At 66.1% G+C, this 17,312-nt stretch carries 18 protein-coding genes; 7 read left to right on the forward strand and 11 right to left on the reverse strand.

The genetic code is table 11. From position 1 onward, the window contains the following. Positions 1 to 298 precede the first annotated feature (298 nt). From glgC to XH79_RS39755, 3 genes are read left to right on the forward strand one after another with little or no spacing between them, the layout of a single operon-like run. Positions 299 to 1,561 (forward strand): glucose-1-phosphate adenylyltransferase, encoded by a 1,263-nt coding sequence (gene glgC / locus XH79_RS39745; RefSeq protein WP_271585223.1) that lies wholly within the window; start codon positions 299 to 301, stop codon positions 1,559 to 1,561. After that, the gene (gene glgA, locus XH79_RS39750) at positions 1,558 to 3,012 is read left to right on the forward strand and encodes a glycogen synthase GlgA (protein ID WP_271585224.1); all 1,455 of its coding nucleotides are present in this window, start codon (positions 1,558 to 1,560) and stop codon (positions 3,010 to 3,012) included. Before glgC ends, glgA begins: the two co-directional genes overlap by 4 nt. 33 nt (positions 3,013 to 3,045) lie before the next feature. Continuing rightward, entirely contained in the window at positions 3,046 to 3,306 is a 261-nt protein-coding gene (locus XH79_RS39755) for a SemiSWEET transporter (RefSeq protein ID WP_018640800.1), read from the forward strand. Between the two features lie 113 nt (positions 3,307 to 3,419). Here the strand turns inward: XH79_RS39755 and XH79_RS39760 are convergent, their stop codons facing one another. Continuing rightward, complete coding sequence (locus tag XH79_RS39760; protein ID WP_271585225.1) at positions 3,420 to 4,214, reverse strand: DODA-type extradiol aromatic ring-opening family dioxygenase; 795 nt, start codon at positions 4,212 to 4,214, stop codon at positions 3,420 to 3,422. 158 nt (positions 4,215 to 4,372) lie between these two features. Here XH79_RS39760 and XH79_RS39765 point away from each other — a divergent pair, with 158 nt between their 5' ends. Further along, on the forward strand, positions 4,373 to 4,552 hold the full coding sequence (locus tag XH79_RS39765) for a hypothetical protein (RefSeq protein ID WP_271585226.1): 180 nt from the start codon (positions 4,373 to 4,375) through the stop codon (positions 4,550 to 4,552). A 7-nt stretch (positions 4,553 to 4,559) separates the two neighbouring features. Here XH79_RS39765 and XH79_RS39770 read toward each other — a convergent pair whose 3' ends face one another. Beyond that, a complete protein-coding gene (locus XH79_RS39770; protein WP_271585227.1) occupies positions 4,560 to 6,035 on the reverse strand; it encodes a carboxylesterase/lipase family protein in 1,476 nt (491 codons plus the stop codon). Positions 6,036 to 6,112: 77 nt separating this feature from the next. Beyond that, a complete protein-coding gene (locus XH79_RS39775; protein ID WP_212339463.1) occupies positions 6,113 to 6,361 on the reverse strand; it encodes a hypothetical protein in 249 nt (82 codons plus the stop codon). 191 nt (positions 6,362 to 6,552) lie between these two features. Here XH79_RS39775 and XH79_RS39780 point away from each other — a divergent pair, with 191 nt between their 5' ends. From XH79_RS39780 to XH79_RS39790, 3 genes are all read left to right on the forward strand, one after another. Beyond that, positions 6,553 to 9,243 carry a flavin-containing monooxygenase gene (locus XH79_RS39780; RefSeq protein ID WP_271585228.1) on the forward strand — a complete coding sequence of 897 codons (2,691 nt, stop codon included), beginning with the start codon at positions 6,553 to 6,555 and terminating at the stop codon, positions 9,241 to 9,243. Between the two features lie 132 nt (positions 9,244 to 9,375). Next, on the forward strand, positions 9,376 to 9,648 hold the full coding sequence (locus XH79_RS39785) for a hypothetical protein (protein WP_018640806.1): 273 nt from the start codon (positions 9,376 to 9,378) through the stop codon (positions 9,646 to 9,648). Between the two features lie 84 nt (positions 9,649 to 9,732). Then, positions 9,733 to 10,038 carry a hypothetical protein gene (locus XH79_RS39790; protein ID WP_018640807.1) on the forward strand — a complete coding sequence of 102 codons (306 nt, stop codon included), beginning with the start codon at positions 9,733 to 9,735 and terminating at the stop codon, positions 10,036 to 10,038. 79 nt (positions 10,039 to 10,117) lie between these two features. Here XH79_RS39790 and XH79_RS39795 read toward each other — a convergent pair whose 3' ends face one another. From XH79_RS39795 to XH79_RS39830, 8 genes are all read right to left on the reverse strand, one after another. Beyond that, complete coding sequence (locus XH79_RS39795; protein ID WP_271585229.1) at positions 10,118 to 10,288, reverse strand: hypothetical protein; 171 nt, start codon at positions 10,286 to 10,288, stop codon at positions 10,118 to 10,120. Positions 10,289 to 10,305: 17 nt separating this feature from the next. Continuing rightward, positions 10,306 to 10,461 carry a hypothetical protein gene (locus XH79_RS39800; protein WP_212339470.1) on the reverse strand — a complete coding sequence of 52 codons (156 nt, stop codon included), beginning with the start codon at positions 10,459 to 10,461 and terminating at the stop codon, positions 10,306 to 10,308. Positions 10,462 to 10,564: 103 nt separating this feature from the next. Then, entirely contained in the window at positions 10,565 to 11,077 is a 513-nt protein-coding gene (locus XH79_RS39805) for a septal ring lytic transglycosylase RlpA family protein (protein WP_271585230.1), read from the reverse strand. Between the two features lie 152 nt (positions 11,078 to 11,229). Then, positions 11,230 to 11,391 carry a hypothetical protein gene (locus XH79_RS39810; protein ID WP_271585231.1) on the reverse strand — a complete coding sequence of 54 codons (162 nt, stop codon included), beginning with the start codon at positions 11,389 to 11,391 and terminating at the stop codon, positions 11,230 to 11,232. A gap of 30 nt (positions 11,392 to 11,421) precedes the next feature. Beyond that, the gene (locus tag XH79_RS39815; protein WP_271585232.1) at positions 11,422 to 12,672 is read right to left on the reverse strand and encodes a DUF1501 domain-containing protein; all 1,251 of its coding nucleotides are present in this window, start codon (positions 12,670 to 12,672) and stop codon (positions 11,422 to 11,424) included. Positions 12,673 to 12,674: 2 nt separating this feature from the next. Further along, a complete protein-coding gene (locus XH79_RS39820; protein ID WP_271585233.1) occupies positions 12,675 to 14,138 on the reverse strand; it encodes a DUF1800 domain-containing protein in 1,464 nt (487 codons plus the stop codon). Between the two features lie 174 nt (positions 14,139 to 14,312). Further along, the gene (locus tag XH79_RS39825; protein WP_271585234.1) at positions 14,313 to 16,832 is read right to left on the reverse strand and encodes a M56 family metallopeptidase; all 2,520 of its coding nucleotides are present in this window, start codon (positions 16,830 to 16,832) and stop codon (positions 14,313 to 14,315) included. Next, positions 16,829 to 17,221: a BlaI/MecI/CopY family transcriptional regulator gene (locus XH79_RS39830; protein WP_212339479.1), complete on the reverse strand. Its 393-nt coding sequence runs from the start codon at positions 17,219 to 17,221 to the stop codon at positions 16,829 to 16,831. The genes XH79_RS39825 and XH79_RS39830 overlap by 4 nt, the downstream gene beginning before the upstream one ends. Positions 17,222 to 17,312: the final 91 nt, after the last annotated feature.

The following is a 17,312-nucleotide window of genomic DNA, read 5'->3' on the forward strand; positions in this document are numbered from 1 at the left end:
TTGGAAAAGGATCGCAGGCCCATGATCGGGCAACGTTGCGCCAAGTCAAAGCCTCGATTTTGCGTGCGGCGCACAAGAGAGCCGGTGCATGCCTCAATTATGGTCAAGCGGGATCGCGACGATATGACACCGATGCGACGGCGCCGGGTCCCGGCGACCACGGCAAAGCATTAAGCTTCCCGCGCGTTCGCAACCAACAACCATCTTCCTGATTTACTATTCGTACCGTTACTATCGGTTCCAATGGTGCGCGGCCGGGACGCATCCCGCGACGCGCCAGAGGTGTGGGGAGGATTGCATGAGTGCCGTGGGTAATGAGCCGCTCGCGCGTCAGGCGCTGGCGTTCGTCCTGGCTGGTGGACGCGGCAGCCGGCTGCTGGAGCTGACCGATCGGCGCGCCAAGCCCGCGGTCTATTTCGGCGGCAAGTCCCGCATCATCGATTTCGCGCTGTCGAATGCGGTGAATTCCGGCATCCGCCGCATCGCGGTCGCCACCCAGTACAAGGCGCACAGCCTGATCCGGCATCTCCAGATGGGCTGGAATTTCTTCCGCCCCGAGCGCAACGAGAGCTTCGACATCCTGCCCGCGAGCCAGCGCGTCTCCGAGAACATGTGGTATGTCGGCACGGCGGATGCGATCTACCAGAACATCGACATCATCGAATCGCACAATGCCCGCTTCATCGTCGTGCTGGCCGGCGACCACATCTACAAGATGGATTACGAGGTGATGCTGCGCCAGCACGTCGACAGCGGCGCCGACGTTACCGTCGGCTGCCTGGAAATGCCGCGCGCGGAATCCTCGGGCTTCGGCATCATGCACATCGACGAGAACGGCTGGATCCAGCAGTTCCTGGAAAAGCCCAAAGATCCGCCGCCGATGCCGGGCAAGCCGAACGTCTCGCTCGCCAGCATGGGCATCTACGTGTTCGACTCGAAATTCCTGTTCGACCAACTCAAGCGCGACGCGGAAGACCCGAACTCGAACCACGATTTCGGCAAGGACATCATTCCCTACATCGTCAAGAACGGCCGCGCCATCGCGCACCAGTTCTCGACGTCATGCGTCCGCTCCGGCAGCGATGAGCGCGCCTACTGGCGCGACGTCGGCACGGTCGACGCCTATTGGGCCGCCAATATCGACCTCACCGACGTGGTACCGGAGCTCGACCTGTTCGACCGCGCCTGGCCGATCTGGTCCTATGCGGAGATCACCCCGCCGGCGAAATTCGTCCATGACGAGGAGAGCCGGCGCGGCCAGGCCGTGAGCTCGCTGGTCTCCGGCGGCTGCATCATCTCCGGCGCCTCGCTGCGCCGCTCGCTGCTGTTCACCGGCGTGCGCATCAACTCCTACGCCAATGTCGAGAACGCCGTGATCATGCCTTATGTCAATGTCGGGCGCGGCGCGCGACTGAAGAATGTCGTGATCGACCGCGGCGTCGAGATTCCCGAGGGTCTCGTCGTCGGTGAGGATCCCGAGATCGATGCCAAGCGCTTCCGCACCACCGAGCAGGGCATCTCGCTGATCACCCAGCCGATGATCGACAGGCTCAATACATGACGCCTGTTCGCGTCCTCGCGGTCGCCTCTGAAGTCTACCCCATCGTCAAGACCGGCGGCCTCGCGGATGTCGCCGGTGCGCTGCCGCTTGCGCTGAAGGCGCATGGCGTCGAGATGCGCACCTTGATGCCGGGCTATCCCGGCGTGATGCGGCTGCTTGCGAGCGCAGAGGAAGTCCGGCGCTGGCCGGATTATTTCGGCGGACCGGGCCGGCTGCTCGCCGGCTCCCATGACGGGCTCGACCTGTTCGTGCTCGACGTGCCGCATCTCTACGCGCGGCCGGGCAACCCTTACGTCACCGCCGAGGGCGTCGACTGGCCGGACAACGGCGTGCGCTTTGCGGCGCTGTCGCGCGTCGCGGCCGATATCGGCTATGGCCTCGTGCCGGCGTTCCTGCCTGATGTCGTGCATGCCCATGACTGGCAGGCCGGGCTCGCGCCGGCCTACCTCCACTATGACAACCGCCCGCGGCCCGGCACCGTGATGACCATCCACAACATGGCCTATCAGGGCAAGTTCGCGCGCGAGCTGATCGGCGCGATCGGCCTGCCGTGGAGCTCCTTCGACGTCAACGGCCTCGAATATTTCGGCGGCATCAGCTTCCTCAAGGCCGGCCTGCAATTCGCCGATCGCATCACCACGGTGTCGCCGACCTACGCCCATGAAATCCAGAGCGACGAAGGCGGCATGGGGCTCGGCGGCCTGTTGCGCGCACGCGCGGGCGCATTGAGCGGCATCCTCAACGGCATCGACACCGAGGTGTGGAATCCGCAAACCGATCCGCACATCGCCTATCGCTTCGGCGCGGAGGACCTGACGTTCCGCGCGGCGAACAAGGCGGTGCTGCAGCAGCAGTTCAATCTCGATTCCTCGGACGAAGCGCCGCTGCTCGGCGTCATCAGCCGCCTGTCCTGGCAGAAGGGGCTCGATCTCCTGCTCGAGGCCATTCCGACCATCTTGCGTGAAGGCATGCAGCTCGCGCTGCTCGGCAGCGGCGACCGCGATCTCCAGGACCGCTATCAGGCCGCCGCCCGCGCCAATCCCGGCCGGATCGGCGTCGTGATCGGCTATGACGAGATTTTGGCGCATCTGATCCAGGCCGGCTCGGACGCGCTTCTGGTGCCGTCGCGGTTCGAGCCGTGCGGCCTGACCCAGCTCTGCGCGCTGCGCTATGGCGCGGTGCCGATCGTGTCACGCGTCGGCGGCCTCGAGGATACCATCGTCGATATCGGCGAAGCCGACAGATCGGGACGCGATGCGACCGGCTTCAAGTTCGGCCCGGTGACGGCGGATGCCTTCGCCGGCACGCTGCGCAAGGCCAACACCGTCTTCCACGACAAGACGACCTGGCGGCGGCTGCAGCGAAGCGGCCTTGCGACCGGCGTCTCCTGGCGCAACCGCGCCGGCGACTATGCCGCGCTGTATCGCGATCTCGTGGCGGCCCGCGCTTGAGGCATGACGTCGAATCCATGCTATAGAGCGCGCATGGACCCGCTATTGATCAAGCTGATCGGCTTTGCCGCCGCCACCTGCACCACCGTGGCCTACGCGCCGCAAGCCATCAAGGTGTGGAAGACCCGCTCCACCGGCGACATCTCGCTCGGCATGTTCCTGGTCATGGTGCTGGGCCTGGCGCTCTGGCTCATCTACGGCCTGCTCTCGGGCGATGGCCCGCTGATCGCCTCGAACGCCGTCACCATGCTGCTCGCCGGCGGCATTCTGGTGATGAAGCTGCGATACGGTTAGGATGCGTAGGGTGGATTAGCCCACGGGCTGCGCAAAGCGCAGTGCGTGGGCGTAATCCACCACCTTCATTGCCGCCCGATGGTGGATTACGCTGCGCTAATCCACCCTACTATTCATCCAAACACATATGACGCCATCGCGACGTTCGCGACCTCGTCGACGAAGACGCGCTTGCCTATATCCTTGCCGGCGGCGCCGGCTGCCACCATCAGCGGCAGCAGATGGTCCTCGCGGGGATGCGCAAGGCGTGCGCTCGGCGCGTTCTCCCAATCGACCAGCATCGCGTTGCGGCGCGCCGCATCGGGATTGCTGATCGCCTCGTTCAGATAGGCCTCGAAATCGTACGAGACGGGCTTGGACTCCGGCCGGTTGAAGCCGCGCATGTTGTGATAGGTGAGCCCGCTGCCGACGATCAAAATGCCCTCGTCGCGCAGCGATGCGATCGCCTCCCCGACCTTGATGTGCTCGGCCGCATCGTAGCTCGACTTCAGCGACAAGAGCACGATCGGCATGTCGGCGTTCGGATACATCAGGCCGAGCGGGACGAACGTGCCGTGGTCGAAACCCTGATTGGGATCCTCGCGGCAATCGAGGCCCGCGTGCTTGAGCAGCGCCCTCACCTCAGCTGCAAGCTCGGGCTTGCCCGGCGCGGGATATTTGAGGCGATAGGTATGCTCCGGGAAACCGTAATAGTCGTAGACCATCGGCGGATGCGCCGAGGTCGACACGGTGAAGGCGTCCGCCTCCCAATGCCCGGTGATGACGAGCACGGCCTTCGGCCTGTCAGGGAGAAGCTGCGGCAGCCGGCCGAACTCCTCGGCGGTCCTGGCATATTGCACCCGCCGGTCCTCCATGAACGGCCAGGGGCCGCCGCCATGCGACAGGAAGAGGGTCGGAAATCGCGTCATGGGTAAGGGCTCGGCTCAAAGACAACATACGCGCGTGGCGGTCCCACGCGACCGGCGGCGAGCATAGGCAAACCCGTATGGTTAGCAAGTCGTTAACGATTTCCCTTCCAAAATCCCCGCCGTGGCCGAAGGAGTCGGCCAGAAGACGAGGACGTGAGATGAGGAAGTTTTCGCTGGGGGACGTCGTCAACAGTGACAAGGGCCGCCGCGGCGTCGTTCGCGCCGCCTTCAAGTCGCGCGAGGGCCAGCAGTTCTATGCCGTCGAGAAGGACGGCGCGATGGACTATCTCGAGGAAAACCGGCTAAGCCCGGCGCCGCGCGTCGAGCTCGCGGCTTAACTCCAACTCATTTCTTGCTCTCATCTGCGAGCCGGTCGAGGCGACCCGCGAAGGGATCGTCTCCGCTCGCAATGCGATCATTCGCGATCAGCAGCAGGCGGTCGCGGTCTGCGGCCGCGTCCCAACGCGGCAGGTCCGGGCCGTTGGGATCGCCGTTTTTGGCAAAATTGATCCAGTAGCCGCGCACGCGGCTTGCGACCTCGCGGTCGCGCCGCGACAGGATGCCCGCACCGGGCACGCCTTCCGCGCCGAAGATGAATTGCAGCTCGCGTCCGTGACCGCCCTCGGGATTGGTTCGCCGCGCCTCCGGCACATAGGCGAAGCGATAGCGATAGGTCGGCGCGCCGGTCGCGGCATGCAGGCGCGCCAGCAGCCTCACCGGCTCGGAGAAGACCTTGTCGGTGTAGACACGTGCGGCAAGGTCCGAAGGCCTGGCTAGGTCGGGATAGAGCTTGCGCAGCTGCTCGGGTGTCGCGCCTGACGATGTAAGCGCCTCAGCGATCTCGGGCTCGCTGTCGAAACCCGTCTCGTCATCGTTGGAGCCGATGATCAGGGGAATCCGCCCTTCATGTCCCGCCGCAAAGCCTGCGGCAATGTCCTCCGTCACGAGGCTTCCATCGATCGCGGGCGCGAAGCCGTGCGGAGATTTTGCGAGCAGCTTGCTTTCGGCCGCGAGCAGCCGCGCCGGCGCGCTTCCGCGCGGATCGGTGCCATCCTGTCCGAGCGTCGCGACCAATTGCAGGCCGAAGGCCTCTGCCTCCTGCCGGGAGCGCAAGCGCACGCGGCCGGGCAGCGATTGCAGGATGGCTTTCTGAAACAGGTCACGCGCCTCGCCGCACAGCATCAACAACGCGATCGATGTCGCACCCGCGCCACTGCCGAACAGCGTGACGTTGCCGGCATCGCCACCGAACGCCGCGATGTTGTCGTGCACCCAACGCAGCGCCGCGATCTGGTCCATCAGTCCGTAATTTCCGGAGCCGCCTTCCGACAGCGCGGAATGGGTGAGCCAGCCAAACACACCGAGGCGATAGTTCACGGTGACCACGATGAGGCCGGCCTGCGCGAGCCTCGCGCCATCGAACAGCGGATCGTTGGCGGTGCCGCTGACAAAGGCGCCGTCATGGATGAACACCATCACCGGCAGCGGGCCGTCGACGCCGAACGGACGAAACACGTTGAGCGTGAGGCAATCCTCGCGCGCCCCGGAGAGCGACGGTTGAAGGCACGGTGCACCGTACTCATAGGCCGTACGCATCTCCGAGCTTTCAGGCGTGACCTCCGGCGGACGCCAGCGCAGCGGCCCGACCGGCGGGGCCGCATAAGCCAGTCCCTTGAAGAAGGCCACCTCGCCTTCGACGCCGCCGAGCATCTGGCCCTCGCGCGTCAGCGCGAACGGAAACTGCCCGACCGGCTGGGCTGCGGCCGGGTCAGCGAGGCAAAGGAATCCGGAAGCCGTAACGAGCGCAAGCAGGGACCGCATCTTGGGATCTCGATGCGCGAGATTTCCTGCAAAGTTATGTCCGCGCACACCGCCGAGGCAAGCCTCACGGATCGCAGCTAACCGCCCTTCGCAATGATCTCCGCCAGTGCCCGCCGCGCGATGATGCCGAGTTCACCGAGGGTGGAGTGTCCCGACTGCGCCGCCTCGATCAGGCGCTCGGCGATGAACCTGCGGCTGTCATGATCGCCGCCATGCGGCAATTGACGGCACGTCTCTTCCAGGACGACGTCCATGTTGGCTTTGGTCCGCTCACTCAACTCTGTCATGACGCCCGGCCGGCACGCGTGGCTTGTAACCGCAAGCATACACAGAGGGATCAGGCATGATTAGCCCGGACAATCACGGCCATTGTGCATCGCGATGCGTGCAGTGGAGCAACGTTCGCGCCGCCACCGTGAAGCCGCAAACGACTACCGAGGATTGCACTTGGTCTGATGACAAGCCGAGCCTGCAGGACTAGCCTGCCGGCAAAACAAAACGCACGGGAGGAAATGCCATGCCTGAAGCTATGGTTGCTGCGCGTGAGTCCAAAGCGGCAAGTGGAACAGCAGAGCAGGTCGACGTCGCCGTGGTCGGCGCCGGGTTTGCCGGTCTTTATCTTCTCCATCGCCTGCGCAAGGCAGGCCTCTCGGCAGTCGCCCTCGAAGAAGCCGGCGATGTCGGGGGAACCTGGTACTGGAACCGGTATCCCGGCGCGCGCTGCGATATCCAGACCATCGACTACAGCTACACCTTCGATCCCGACCTCGAGGCGGCCTGGACCTGGTCGGAGAAATACGCGACCCAGCCCGAGATCCTGCGCTATCTCGGCTTCGTCGCCGACCGCTACGATCTGCGCCGCGACATCCGCTTCAAGACCAAGGTCACCGAAGCCAGATGGGACGAGGCCGCCGAGCGCTGGCAGCTCACCACCGACAACGGCGCGCCGGTCTCCTGCCGCCATTACATCATGGCCACAGGCTGCCTCTCCGCGCCCAAGCCGCCGGAGATCGACGGCGTCAAGGATTTCAAGGGCGAGGTCTATTTCACCGGGCGCTGGCCGCATGACGGCGTCAATCTCGCGGGCAAACGCGTCGCCGTGATCGGCACGGGCTCCTCGGCGATCCAGTCGATCCCGCTGATCGCCGAGCAGGCCGCGCATCTCACCGTGTTCCAGCGCACGCCGAATTTTGCGCTGCCTGCACACAACGGCCCGGCGCCGGACGACCGCATGAGCCTTCTGCAAGGCGACCGCGCGGCCTATCGCGAGCAGGCGCGCCAATCGATGGCCGGCGTGCCCTATCCGCAGCAGACGGTCGTGAGCTGGCAGTTGAGCGATGCCGAGCGTCGCGAGCGGTTCGAACGGGCCTGGGCCGCCGGCGACCTCGTCCACATCCTGACGCAGCTCTGGGCCGACCAGGCGGTCGATGTCGACGGCAACAAGATCGTCCAGGACCTGATCCGCGAGAAGATCCGCGCCGCCGTCAAAGATCCCGAGACCGCCGCGGCGCTCACGCCGCACGATCATCCCTTCGGCGCCAAGCGTCCCTGTCTCGACACCAATTACTACGCCACCTACAACCGGCCGAACGTCACGCTGGTCAATCTGCGCCAGGAGCCGATCAAGGCGATCACGGCGAGCGGCATCTTCACGAACGGCCGCAGTTTCGACGTCGACGTCATCGTGTTCGCGACCGGCTTCGACGCCATGACCGGCGCGATCCGCGCCGTGCATCCGATCAGCGGGCGCGGCGGCAAGTCGCTCACCGACGTCTGGGCGCAGGGGCCGCAGACCTATCTCGGGCTCACGGTGGAAGGCTTCCCGAACTTCTTCATGATCACCGGGCCCGGCAGCCCGTCGGTGCTGTCGAACATGGCGGTGTCGATCGAGCAGCATGTCGACTGGGTCGTCGACCGCCTCAAAGCGCTACGCGATGCCGGCTTCACCACGATGGAGCCGACCGAGACGGCGCAGGCCGCCTGGGGCCGGCACATGGCCGACTGCTCGATGCTGACGCTGCACCGGCTCGCCAACACCTGGTACACGGGCGCCAACGTGCCCGGCAAGGTGCAGGGCCTGATGCCCTATACCGGCGGCGTCGGCCCCTATCGCAGCATCTGCGACGAGGTGGTCAGCCGCGGCATGTTCGGCTTCAGGCTCACCGGCCCCGATGGCACCGCGCAATGCAATGACGGCGAGGTGGTGCGCCTGCAGCCGGACGTACGGCTGGTGCTGAACCTGCTGGCAACGCTCAACCTGCCGCCGATCGAGTCGATGGGCGCGGGAGGGGCGCGCGCCTTCGTCAACGAGTTCAACAAGAGCCGTCCCGCCGGACGGCCGATCGGCGAGATCGTCGACGGCACCCTGCCCGGTGCCGATGGTCCGCTGCCCTATCGTGTCTACAAGCCCGCAACAGCAGGACCGCATCCGGTCGTGGTCTATTTCCACGGCGGCGGCTGGGTGCTCGGCGACGAGCAGTCGGACGAGCCGTTCTGCCGCGACATGGCGCGCAGGACGGGCATGATGTTCGTCAGCGTCGGCTATCGCCACGCGCCCGAGCATCGCTTCCCGGCTGCGGCCGAAGACGGCTATGCGGCCACGCGCTGGATCGCCGAGCACGCCGCCGAGCTCGGCGGCAGACCGGGCCCGGTGCTGGTCGCCGGCTGGAGCGCCGGTGGCAACATCGCCGCCGTCACCTGCCAGCTCGCGCGCGACCGCGGCGGGCCCGAGATTGCGGGCCAGTTGCTGATCTGCCCGGTCACCGACTGCAGCTTCGATCGCCCCTCCTACAACGACAATGCGACCGCCTATTTCCTGACGCGCTCGCTGATGAACTGGTTCTGGGACCTCTATTGCTCGCCGGCGGACCGCACCGATCCGCGCGTCTCGCCGCTGCGCGGCAAGGTCGAAGGCTTGCCGCCGGCCTTCGTCGTCACCTGCGAGTTCGATCCGCTGCGCGACGAGGGCATCGCCTATGCCGAGGCGATGCAGGCTGCCGGCGTCCCGGTTGAGCAACTCAAGGCGCGCGGCCATTTCCACTCGTCCTTCACGATGGTCGACGTGGTGATCACGGGCGCGCCGGGCCGCGGGCAGATGGCCGAAGCCTTGCGGCGGTTCGCCGGACTTCCGCCGGAGGTCAGCAGCAGTGACGAGCGCAGCCACGGTCACACGAGCCCGGGGCACAAGATCGCGGCGGCTGCGAGCTGAGCTGCAACGGATCGGCGGGGAACCTTTGCACGGCTGCTGCGTTAGGTAGTCGTGGCATTGAGATGCAGCGATAGGTGTAGGCCCCGGCGCGCAAGTCCGCGCGCTGGGGTTCTTCTTGCGTGAGGCGGGACGATGGGGGACGTTGTTGCGGAGTCAAAAGTCGATTTCGGCGCGCTTGCGGCGCTGCATAAATGGCCGTCGCTAGCCAACCAGCGCCGCCCGGACCGCGAGCCCTACCAGGTGAGCGAAGGCACGCTCGACGAATGTATCTCGGCCTTCATGCAGAAGCCGGCGGCGACCCGACATCTCTATGAGATCCGCACCGCGCCGCAGCCACCGCTGGTTACCGCCGTTCTCTCACCCGAACACGTCATCGAGCTATCACGCTGGCGGGAATTTCTCTGACGGCCTTCACAAGCACGTGCGTAGGAACCTTCTTCCGGTTTTTCCCGTTATTGGAGATCGGAAGTCAAACCGTGAGCGCCTCACATGCTTGAAGCTGGCGTTGCATCTCCCGTCGTGCCCTATGGCGCGGACCAAACCCTCTTCGTCGTCGTCGACCGTCTCGACATAGCGACTGAAATCCGCATCGAGCGCAGCGATCTCGAAGCCACGATCGGCGAGTTCGTCGCCGGCTGCTTCAACGATCCCGTCAAGGTGATCTCGTTCAACACGCTCGAACACTGGATGAAGGACATCTCGACCGACGTCGCCGGCGCGATAAAAGCACGCTGCGACATCTATGGCATAGAGCTGCCCGATTATCTCAGCGACTTCGTCGAGAGCCATAGCTGAGGGCGCATCGCGCCTCGAACGCTGCAGATCGCGCCCAATAAAAAAGCGCCGCTTCCGCGGCGCTTTTAGTGTGGCAACATCAATGGTGCCAGAACAATGCCAGCAGCAGAATGATCGGCAGCGGCACGCCAAGCAACCAAAGCAAAGCACCTCGTCCAAAACCCATGATGTCCTCCTCCTCTCTCACGCCCAATTGACGCAGGAGACGAGCGGAAGTTCCGCGCTTCGCAGGAAGCACGAATGCGCTCACGGCATGGGTTGCGGGAGTTATACGCGCCGATACTTGCCGGCGATGACCTCGATCTCGCGGCGGCGTTCGCCGGCGAAGGTCAGGAGCTTTTCGATCGTCAGCGTATCCGTGATCCTCTTGGCGAGCCGCTCGGCGCGCGCGGCCTGATCTTCGAGATACTGGATCGTGGTCAAGCGTCCGCCTCCCCAAAAGCCCCAATTTGTTTGGGCAGCCATGGTGCGTGAGAACCGCCTAACAGCTCGTTAAGCGCTGAGCTTCACCTCGACGAAACGCGCTTTATCGCACGACGTCGAGCCGGACATTGGCGAGGCCCTTGTCGACCATGCCGAGCGCCTCGGCCGCGGACGGCGAGATGTCGACCACGCGCCCGCGAACGAAGGGACCGCGATCGTTGACCCTGACGGTGACGAAGCGGCCGGAGGACACGTCGGTGACGCGCAGCTTGGTGCCGAACGGCAAGGTGCGATGCGCCGCGGTCAGTTCGTTCTTGTCGAACTTCTCGCCGCTCGCGGTCTCGGTGTCCGAGTAGAAGCTGGCGAGGCCATGCGAGGCCGTTCGCTTTGCGTCCTGGACACGCGCCCGGCTGATCGGCCGCGGGTGCAGCGCCGCCACCCTGTGCGGCCGCTCGACCGCGGCCTGCCGGCTCGTGCCGGCCAGATCGGCCTTCTGGCGGCCGACCGGCGACTGCGCGCAGGCAGCGAGCGATGCGGCACCGATGATGGCGAGCAGCAGCCGGCTCGGGGTTGCCAGCGACATTCGGGCAGTTTCGGCACGTGCAATGCGAGACATGATGCGCCCTCCGAACAACCCCAAGTTTCGGTGGGCAATGAGGGCAGAACCTTGTCGGAACAAAAGCGGACGTGAGGCCGCCATCGTTTCGCGGCGGCTGTGACGATTCCATCACAGTTAATGTCCTGAATCGGGACAGATCAGCGGAACTATTAGCCCGATACAGTGCGCAAGATCGGGCGCGCATCCGGTCGGGCCTCATCGGTACCGGCGTCCCGACGCAACAGCCGCATCAGCTCGCGCCGATAGAGCCGACGCCAGCCGGTTTTGAGGCTGGCGAGAAAGTCGAGCTCCAATTGCGTCAGTGTGCACATGAACCCGATCCGGTTGCGAGAGCCGCGCCGTCAGCCGACGAGGCCTCCCATCGGTTTGATGTCGACGCTGCCTGGGAAGACCGTCTCGGCGAGGATCTTCTCCTCGACGCGCAGATGATCCCTGAGCAGTCCTTTCAGCACGGCGCGCAAGTCAGTGGTCGGCTTGAGATCGCGGTCCTCGAGCAGTTGCGCGGGCTTCAGGCCCGGCCAGTCCGCGATCACGCGGCCGCCGGCCAGCCCGCCGCCGATGAGGAAGGCGACCGTGCCGGTCCCGTGATCGGTGCCTTGCGTTCCGTTGATGCGCGCGGTGCGGCCGAACTCGGTGACGACGGCGACCACGGTCTCGTGCCACACCTCGCCCATGTTGCTTTCGATCGCTGCGAACGCGCCGTCGAGCGCGCCGAGCAGATTGTAGAGCTGGCCCGAAGCAGCGCCTTCGGCGATGTGCGTGTCCCAGCCGACGAAGCCCATCGCGCCGACGCGCGGGCCGTCGGGCTTGGCGAGATAGCGCGCGGCGGTGCCGGCGGCCTCGGCGAAATAGGCGCGCACGCGCGCGATGCCGGGCGGCGCCAGCGTCGGATCGTCCGACATCGGATCGCCCGTGCCCATCGCACCGTCGAGCGAAGCCAGCTTCATCCGCGCCTGCAGCACGGTCGCAAGCTTCGGATCGGTGTGCTGGTAGAGATCGAGCAGGCGGTTCTGCGTATCCTGGCTCGCCGGCAGGAGTTTCTGCGGCACCCATGTCATGACCGGCGCCGAGCCGCGCACCACCAGCGGCGTCACCGAGCCGATGCCGAGCGCGCGGCTGCCGCGCGGATCGACGCGGCCGCCGGACTCCATCGCGAGCAGCGCGCGGTTGAGCCATCCCGAAGCGGTCGCACCGGGCCTGGTGAAGCCGCTCTCCAGCACGTCCTGGCCGTCGAAATGCGAGCGCTCGCGATAGGGCGTGGCCGTGGCATGGACGATCGCGGCCTTGCCGCTCTTGTAGAGCCGATGCAGGTTCGGCATCGCCGGATTGAGCGCGAAGAAGGCATCGAGCGGCAGCGCCGGCGGCTTGCCGTCGAGCAGCAGCGCGCGATCGCCGCGCAAGGCGATCCAGTCGGGATCGCCGACCGGCGCGACTGCGCCGAGGCCGTCGAGCGCGCCGCGCAGGATGACGACGAGCAGGCGCGGATCGCGCCCTTCGGCGCGCGCAATCCGCGGCATCTGGCTCCACGCGAACAGCGCGCCGGAGCCGGCCAGAAGCTCGCGCCGCGTGGGCAGATGACGATCGAAGCCCATGCTCACCTCCTCTGAAAATCCGCCGACATGAACAGGAGCGCGAGCGCCTGCTGCCGGCTCTCGGCGCGGCCGACCGCCTGCTTCACCTCTTGTGCGATCTCGGACGCGAACACGTCCTCGATGATGACTTGCGGATCGGCCATGCCGGTGATGCGTTCGGCAAAGTTGTTGGCGATGTCGAGCCGCCGCCCGACCCCGTCGATCCAGCTCGCCTCGTCGTCCGGATAGCCCTTCGGCGCGGACGGACGCCACAGCGCCTCGCCGAGCAGCTCCTGGCCGCCGGTGTAACGGACGGGATCGACGGTCGTGATGCCGGTCGCGCGCACCATGCCGGCGACCCATTCGCCGGGACGCTTGAGCTTCGACGGCGGTCCGCGCCACGCCTCGTCCGACGACACCATCGCGATTGCGACCTGCTTGAGGTCGCCCTCGGTGTCGCGAAAGGTCCTCGCCATCTGCTCGATCAGCGCCGGCGGCGGCTCGTCGGCCACGAAGTGCCGCGCCAGCTTGGTCGCGACATGGGTCGAGGTAGCCGGATGCGCGGCAAGGTCGCGCAGCACGGCGCGGCCCTGCTCGGCGTCCTCCTGCTCGTAGCGCTTGCCGAGCACGGTCTGCCCGCCGGGCTCGTGCAGCCGCGGATTGAAGGTGAACTCGCCGCCGTGCTGGGGATCGGCGCCCGGCGGCACCAGCGTCCAGCCCGTCATGACATTGGCGAAGCTGATCACGTCGTCCTGGGTGTAGCCGGTGCGCACACCGAGCGTATGCAGCTCCATGATCTCGCGCGCGATGTTCTCGTTGAGGCCGCGGCTGCGATTGATGCCCGCGATCGAGTTCGCGCCCATCGATTCCAGATTGTCGAGATAGAACAGCATCGCCGGATGGCCTTCGACGGCCAGCAGGAGATCGACGAAGTGGCCGAGCGCATTGGCGCGAACCGCCTCGCGCTCATAGGCGCCGGACATGCTCTGGATCTTGTTGGCCGAAACGCAGAAATGGTTGGACCAGAACCACACCAGCCGCTCGGCAAAGCCGATGTCGGCGGCAAGCGCAGCTTCCGTGCGCAGCTTGGATTCCTGCAGATACATCGGACGTCCGGGATCGGGAACGGCTTCGGCGGCCTGCTTGGCCGCCATCTCGGCGGCGTCCTTGTCCTGGGCTTGACCTTGGCCTTGCGCTTGCGCCTGGTCTTCCGACATCGCCTGCGCGGCCGCCATCTGCTGCTTCTTGGCCTGCTGCTGCGCCTGCTTGACCCGCGCCGTCCGCCGCGCATTGGCGTCGGCAACGGTGCGAAAGGCCTTGGCGCTGGTGGGAAGCACAGCCGCGGCGGTCAGCGTGAGCGGCCGGTCGAGCTCGGCGATCAGCGCGCCGCGCGGGTCCGTACCCATTGCGGCGATCGATCCCGGCCGCGGCCCCATACCGAAGCGATGCAGCGCCAGCACGGCCTCGGCCTTTGCAGAATTGCTCATGGCGAACGCCCAATTCTCTCGAGCCTGCCGACATCGCGCCGTACGAGGCTACGAACCGTAATGCTACAAACCGTAGCATTCGTGGCATGCGCCGGCAAGCGGAGATTGAGCCGTTGGCATCAAGAAATCGGGAGACGCCCATCCGATGCGACGGACGGGCACCCGCAACGATCCCTAGAAATTCGGCCCGAGCGCGATCTTGGTGATCGTGCCGTTCCTGACACCGATCCGCCATTCCGCCGAGCCGTTGGCGAACTGGGCGATGTAGATGTCGCTGTCGAGCGCAGTGACGCCGCGGAACGACACCGCACGCAGCGTACCAAGCTTCGCCAGGATGGCCTGGTCGAACGGAAGCTGCTGGCGCGTGATGTCGGCGACCTCGGGCGTCATGTGCTCGTAATCGGGCTGTCCCTTCCCGACGCCCTCGATGTAACGGCGCAGCATCTCCTCGCCATTGGCGATCGGAACGGCGCGGCGCGCGGCACGCCCCGGCTTTGCGCCGAGGCTCGAGGCTTCGACATTGTGGAAGCGCGTCTGCCGGCCCGGCATCAGGACCTCGAGACACCGTCCCGACTTGTCGGCGATCACCCAGGCATTGTTCACGGTGGTCGTGGCAGCCCAGCTCATGTTGGATCTGACGACGCTCTGGCTCCTGCGATTGCCGTCGGCATCGAGATTGAAGACGCGGATGTCGTCGCCCAGCTCGTTGTAGACCATGATCCGGATCGGCGAGGTGCCGGCGCGGCCGCGCACATTCGCTTCTTCCGAGCAAGGCAGGATGCCGCCGAGCTCGTCATTGCCGTCGGCCCGGAAGATCACGTCGCCGGCCTTGCCGTCGGGCTCGAGCAGCAGGCGGAATTCCGCCGTGCCGTTCTCGAACTTCGCGCCATAGATGTCGTAGCCACCGGGCCCGACGCCGCGGAAGAAGATCGACTCGAGCGCGCCGAGCGCCACGAACGTCGCCTGCGTCTCGTTGAGCTGACGATGAATCTTCGCAGCCAGCGGCGCGCTCATGCGGTCGTAGTTCGGCGTGCCCCGGCGCAGGTCCTCGATTCCGCGCAGGATCATCTCCTTGCCGCCGGCGACGGGGACCTGCTCGCGGAAACGATCCGGCACCTCCGCAACACGGCGTGCGAAGTCGGCCTCGATCGCCTGCGCCGCGGCCGCATCGATCCGCGGCGCCAGACGGGCGCCGAACACCGCATTCTGGACCAGCACGCGCGAGACCCTGGCCTGCTCGTCGCGCAGGAAGACCAGGAGATTGTCGCCATGGATCGAGAAGACGTCGGCGCCCTCAGTGAGAAGTGCCGCCCGGCCCTGCACGGTCTCCTGCACCTGAAGCCGATCGCCGTCGCGGCGCACGGTGAGCACGCGGTTCGGCGCAACCTTGTACCAGCCGACATATTGATCGAGTGGCGCGGGTCCGGTTGCCGCCGCCGGCACCTCGGCGATGCGGAACGCGCGGATGTCGCGGCCGTTCATGCGCAGCACCAGCTCGGCCGAGCGGCGCTCCGCATCGAGCGGAAACGTGATCTCGCCGGACGAGGCCGCGTAGGATGCGGTGCCGTCACTGCCGACCGTCAGGCGCAATTTGCGCTGCCCGGTCAGCTGTCCATAGAGCTCATCGTCCTCGCGGAAGATGGCGAACACCGAGGCCGGCCCCATGGCGTAGAAATTGACGAAGGGGCGGTAATGCTGGGCCGGCACCTCGCCGCTATCCGCAACAGTGGGCGCAGGGTCGGGCGTGCGATAGGCGATCATGCCGGTCGACACGATCAGGGCCGGCACGATCGTGGCCGCGATCCACAGCCGCTTGCGCCAGCCGACCGCGACCGGCAGCGCGGCGGCCGCGATGATGCGCTCGACGCGGGCGCGCACGGTCGAGGCCCGCGCCATCGCGAGCTCGACGGGGCGCGGCTTCACGCTGCTGGCAAAATCGAGCAGGATCTCCGCATAGGACAGCCGGTCGTCGATCACTTCGATCGCCTGCGCGTCGCTGATGATCTCGGCAAGCTCGGCAAGGCGCGCGAGCTGCCACCAGGAGAACGGGCTGAACCAGAACACCGCGCGATTGAGCGAGGCAAGCAGGAGGATGTAGAAATCGCGGTTGGCGACATGCGCGCTTTCATGCGCAAGCACCGCGAGGCGCTTCTTCGCATCCCATCCCGCAAATTGCGGCGGCACCAGAATGGTCGAGCCGAAGGTGACGGGACCGCCGACGTCGCGGCTGACGCGGATGTCGGCATCGATCAGCTGCGCACCCTTCACCGGCTTCGCCGCGCGCGCCAGGCGCCAGGTCAGGCCGAGGCCGATGGCGAGCCGCAGCAGCAACAGGCCGGCGACGCCGGCATAGACGATCGTCGCCACCAGCCACCAGTCGATCGAGACGCCGCTTCGCGCCGGCGGCGCAGCGACGACGCCCGGCGCAATCGGCAGCGCCGGCTGCGGCGTCTCCAGCATCGGGATATCGGCCGGCCACAATTCGCCCGGCACCGGAACGGACGCGGGCAACCGGTCGATGGTGAGCGTCGGCCAATGCATCACGAACGGCATCGCGAGCGAGGCCATGAGCACGACGACCCAGGCCGTCATGTGGACGTGCGGATTGCGCACGCGAAACAGGGTGAGACCGAACCAGACGACGCCTCCCAGCACAAAGGAGCGCAGCGCCGCCTCCGCCAGAGTTGCGATCATTCTTTCTTCACTCCCCTCGCTTTCTTCGCCTTGGCCACCTGGTCGGCCAGCGAGCGCAATTGCTGCTGGTCGAGCATCTTGTTGTCCACCATGCCGACGAGGACCTCCTCGATCGAGCCGTTGCAGAACCAGTCGACGATGCGCTGCACCGCCTTCGCCGCAACCCGCGCGCGTGGCTCGGCAGCGTGGTACACGTAGGTGCGGCCGTCCACCGTGTGATTGACATAGCCCTTTTCTTCCAGCCGGCGCAGCACCGTGCGCACCGTGGATTCCTTCAGGCGCCGCGACAACCGCTCGCGCACGATTTCGGCCGTGACAGGACCATGGGCCCAAACCAATTGCATGACCTCACGCTCGAGGTCGCCCAGTTCAGGCAAACGATCGTCCATGGCATCTGACCTTGCGGATTGAGTATTCTTGTAACGCTACAGACTGTCGCATAGACGGCCGCGCGGCACAACGGCGATTCCACCTGAAATG

Source organism: Bradyrhizobium sp. CCBAU 45389 (assembly GCF_028128625.1).
In the GTDB taxonomy this organism is placed as follows: Bacteria; Pseudomonadota; Alphaproteobacteria; order Rhizobiales; family Xanthobacteraceae; genus Bradyrhizobium; species Bradyrhizobium liaoningense_B.

Coding starts and splice junctions, on each gene's coding strand:
- XH79_RS39820 (WP_271585233.1), bottom strand. CDS start 14,138: ATGAGCAATTCTGCAAAGGCCGAGGCCGTGCTGGCGCTGCATCGCTTC.
- XH79_RS39770 (WP_271585227.1), bottom strand. CDS start 6,035: ATGCGGTCCCTGCTTGCGCTCGTTACGGCTTCCGGATTCCTTTGCCTC.
- glgC (WP_271585223.1), top strand. CDS start 299: ATGAGTGCCGTGGGTAATGAGCCGCTCGCGCGTCAGGCGCTGGCGTTC.
- XH79_RS39775 (WP_212339463.1), bottom strand. CDS start 6,361: ATGCTTGCGGTTACAAGCCACGCGTGCCGGCCGGGCGTCATGACAGAG.
- XH79_RS39805 (WP_271585230.1), bottom strand. CDS start 11,077: ATGTCTCGCATTGCACGTGCCGAAACTGCCCGAATGTCGCTGGCAACC.
- XH79_RS39815 (WP_271585232.1), bottom strand. CDS start 12,672: ATGGGCTTCGATCGTCATCTGCCCACGCGGCGCGAGCTTCTGGCCGGC.
- XH79_RS39790 (WP_018640807.1), top strand. CDS start 9,733: ATGCTTGAAGCTGGCGTTGCATCTCCCGTCGTGCCCTATGGCGCGGAC.
- XH79_RS39765 (WP_271585226.1), top strand. CDS start 4,373: ATGAGGAAGTTTTCGCTGGGGGACGTCGTCAACAGTGACAAGGGCCGC.
- XH79_RS39830 (WP_212339479.1), bottom strand. CDS start 17,221: ATGGACGATCGTTTGCCTGAACTGGGCGACCTCGAGCGTGAGGTCATG.
- glgA (WP_271585224.1), top strand. CDS start 1,558: ATGACGCCTGTTCGCGTCCTCGCGGTCGCCTCTGAAGTCTACCCCATC.
- XH79_RS39755 (WP_018640800.1), top strand. CDS start 3,046: ATGGACCCGCTATTGATCAAGCTGATCGGCTTTGCCGCCGCCACCTGC.
- XH79_RS39785 (WP_018640806.1), top strand. CDS start 9,376: ATGGGGGACGTTGTTGCGGAGTCAAAAGTCGATTTCGGCGCGCTTGCG.
- XH79_RS39825 (WP_271585234.1), bottom strand. CDS start 16,832: ATGATCGCAACTCTGGCGGAGGCGGCGCTGCGCTCCTTTGTGCTGGGA.
- XH79_RS39810 (WP_271585231.1), bottom strand. CDS start 11,391: ATGTGCACACTGACGCAATTGGAGCTCGACTTTCTCGCCAGCCTCAAA.
- XH79_RS39760 (WP_271585225.1), bottom strand. CDS start 4,214: ATGACGCGATTTCCGACCCTCTTCCTGTCGCATGGCGGCGGCCCCTGG.
- XH79_RS39780 (WP_271585228.1), top strand. CDS start 6,553: ATGCCTGAAGCTATGGTTGCTGCGCGTGAGTCCAAAGCGGCAAGTGGA.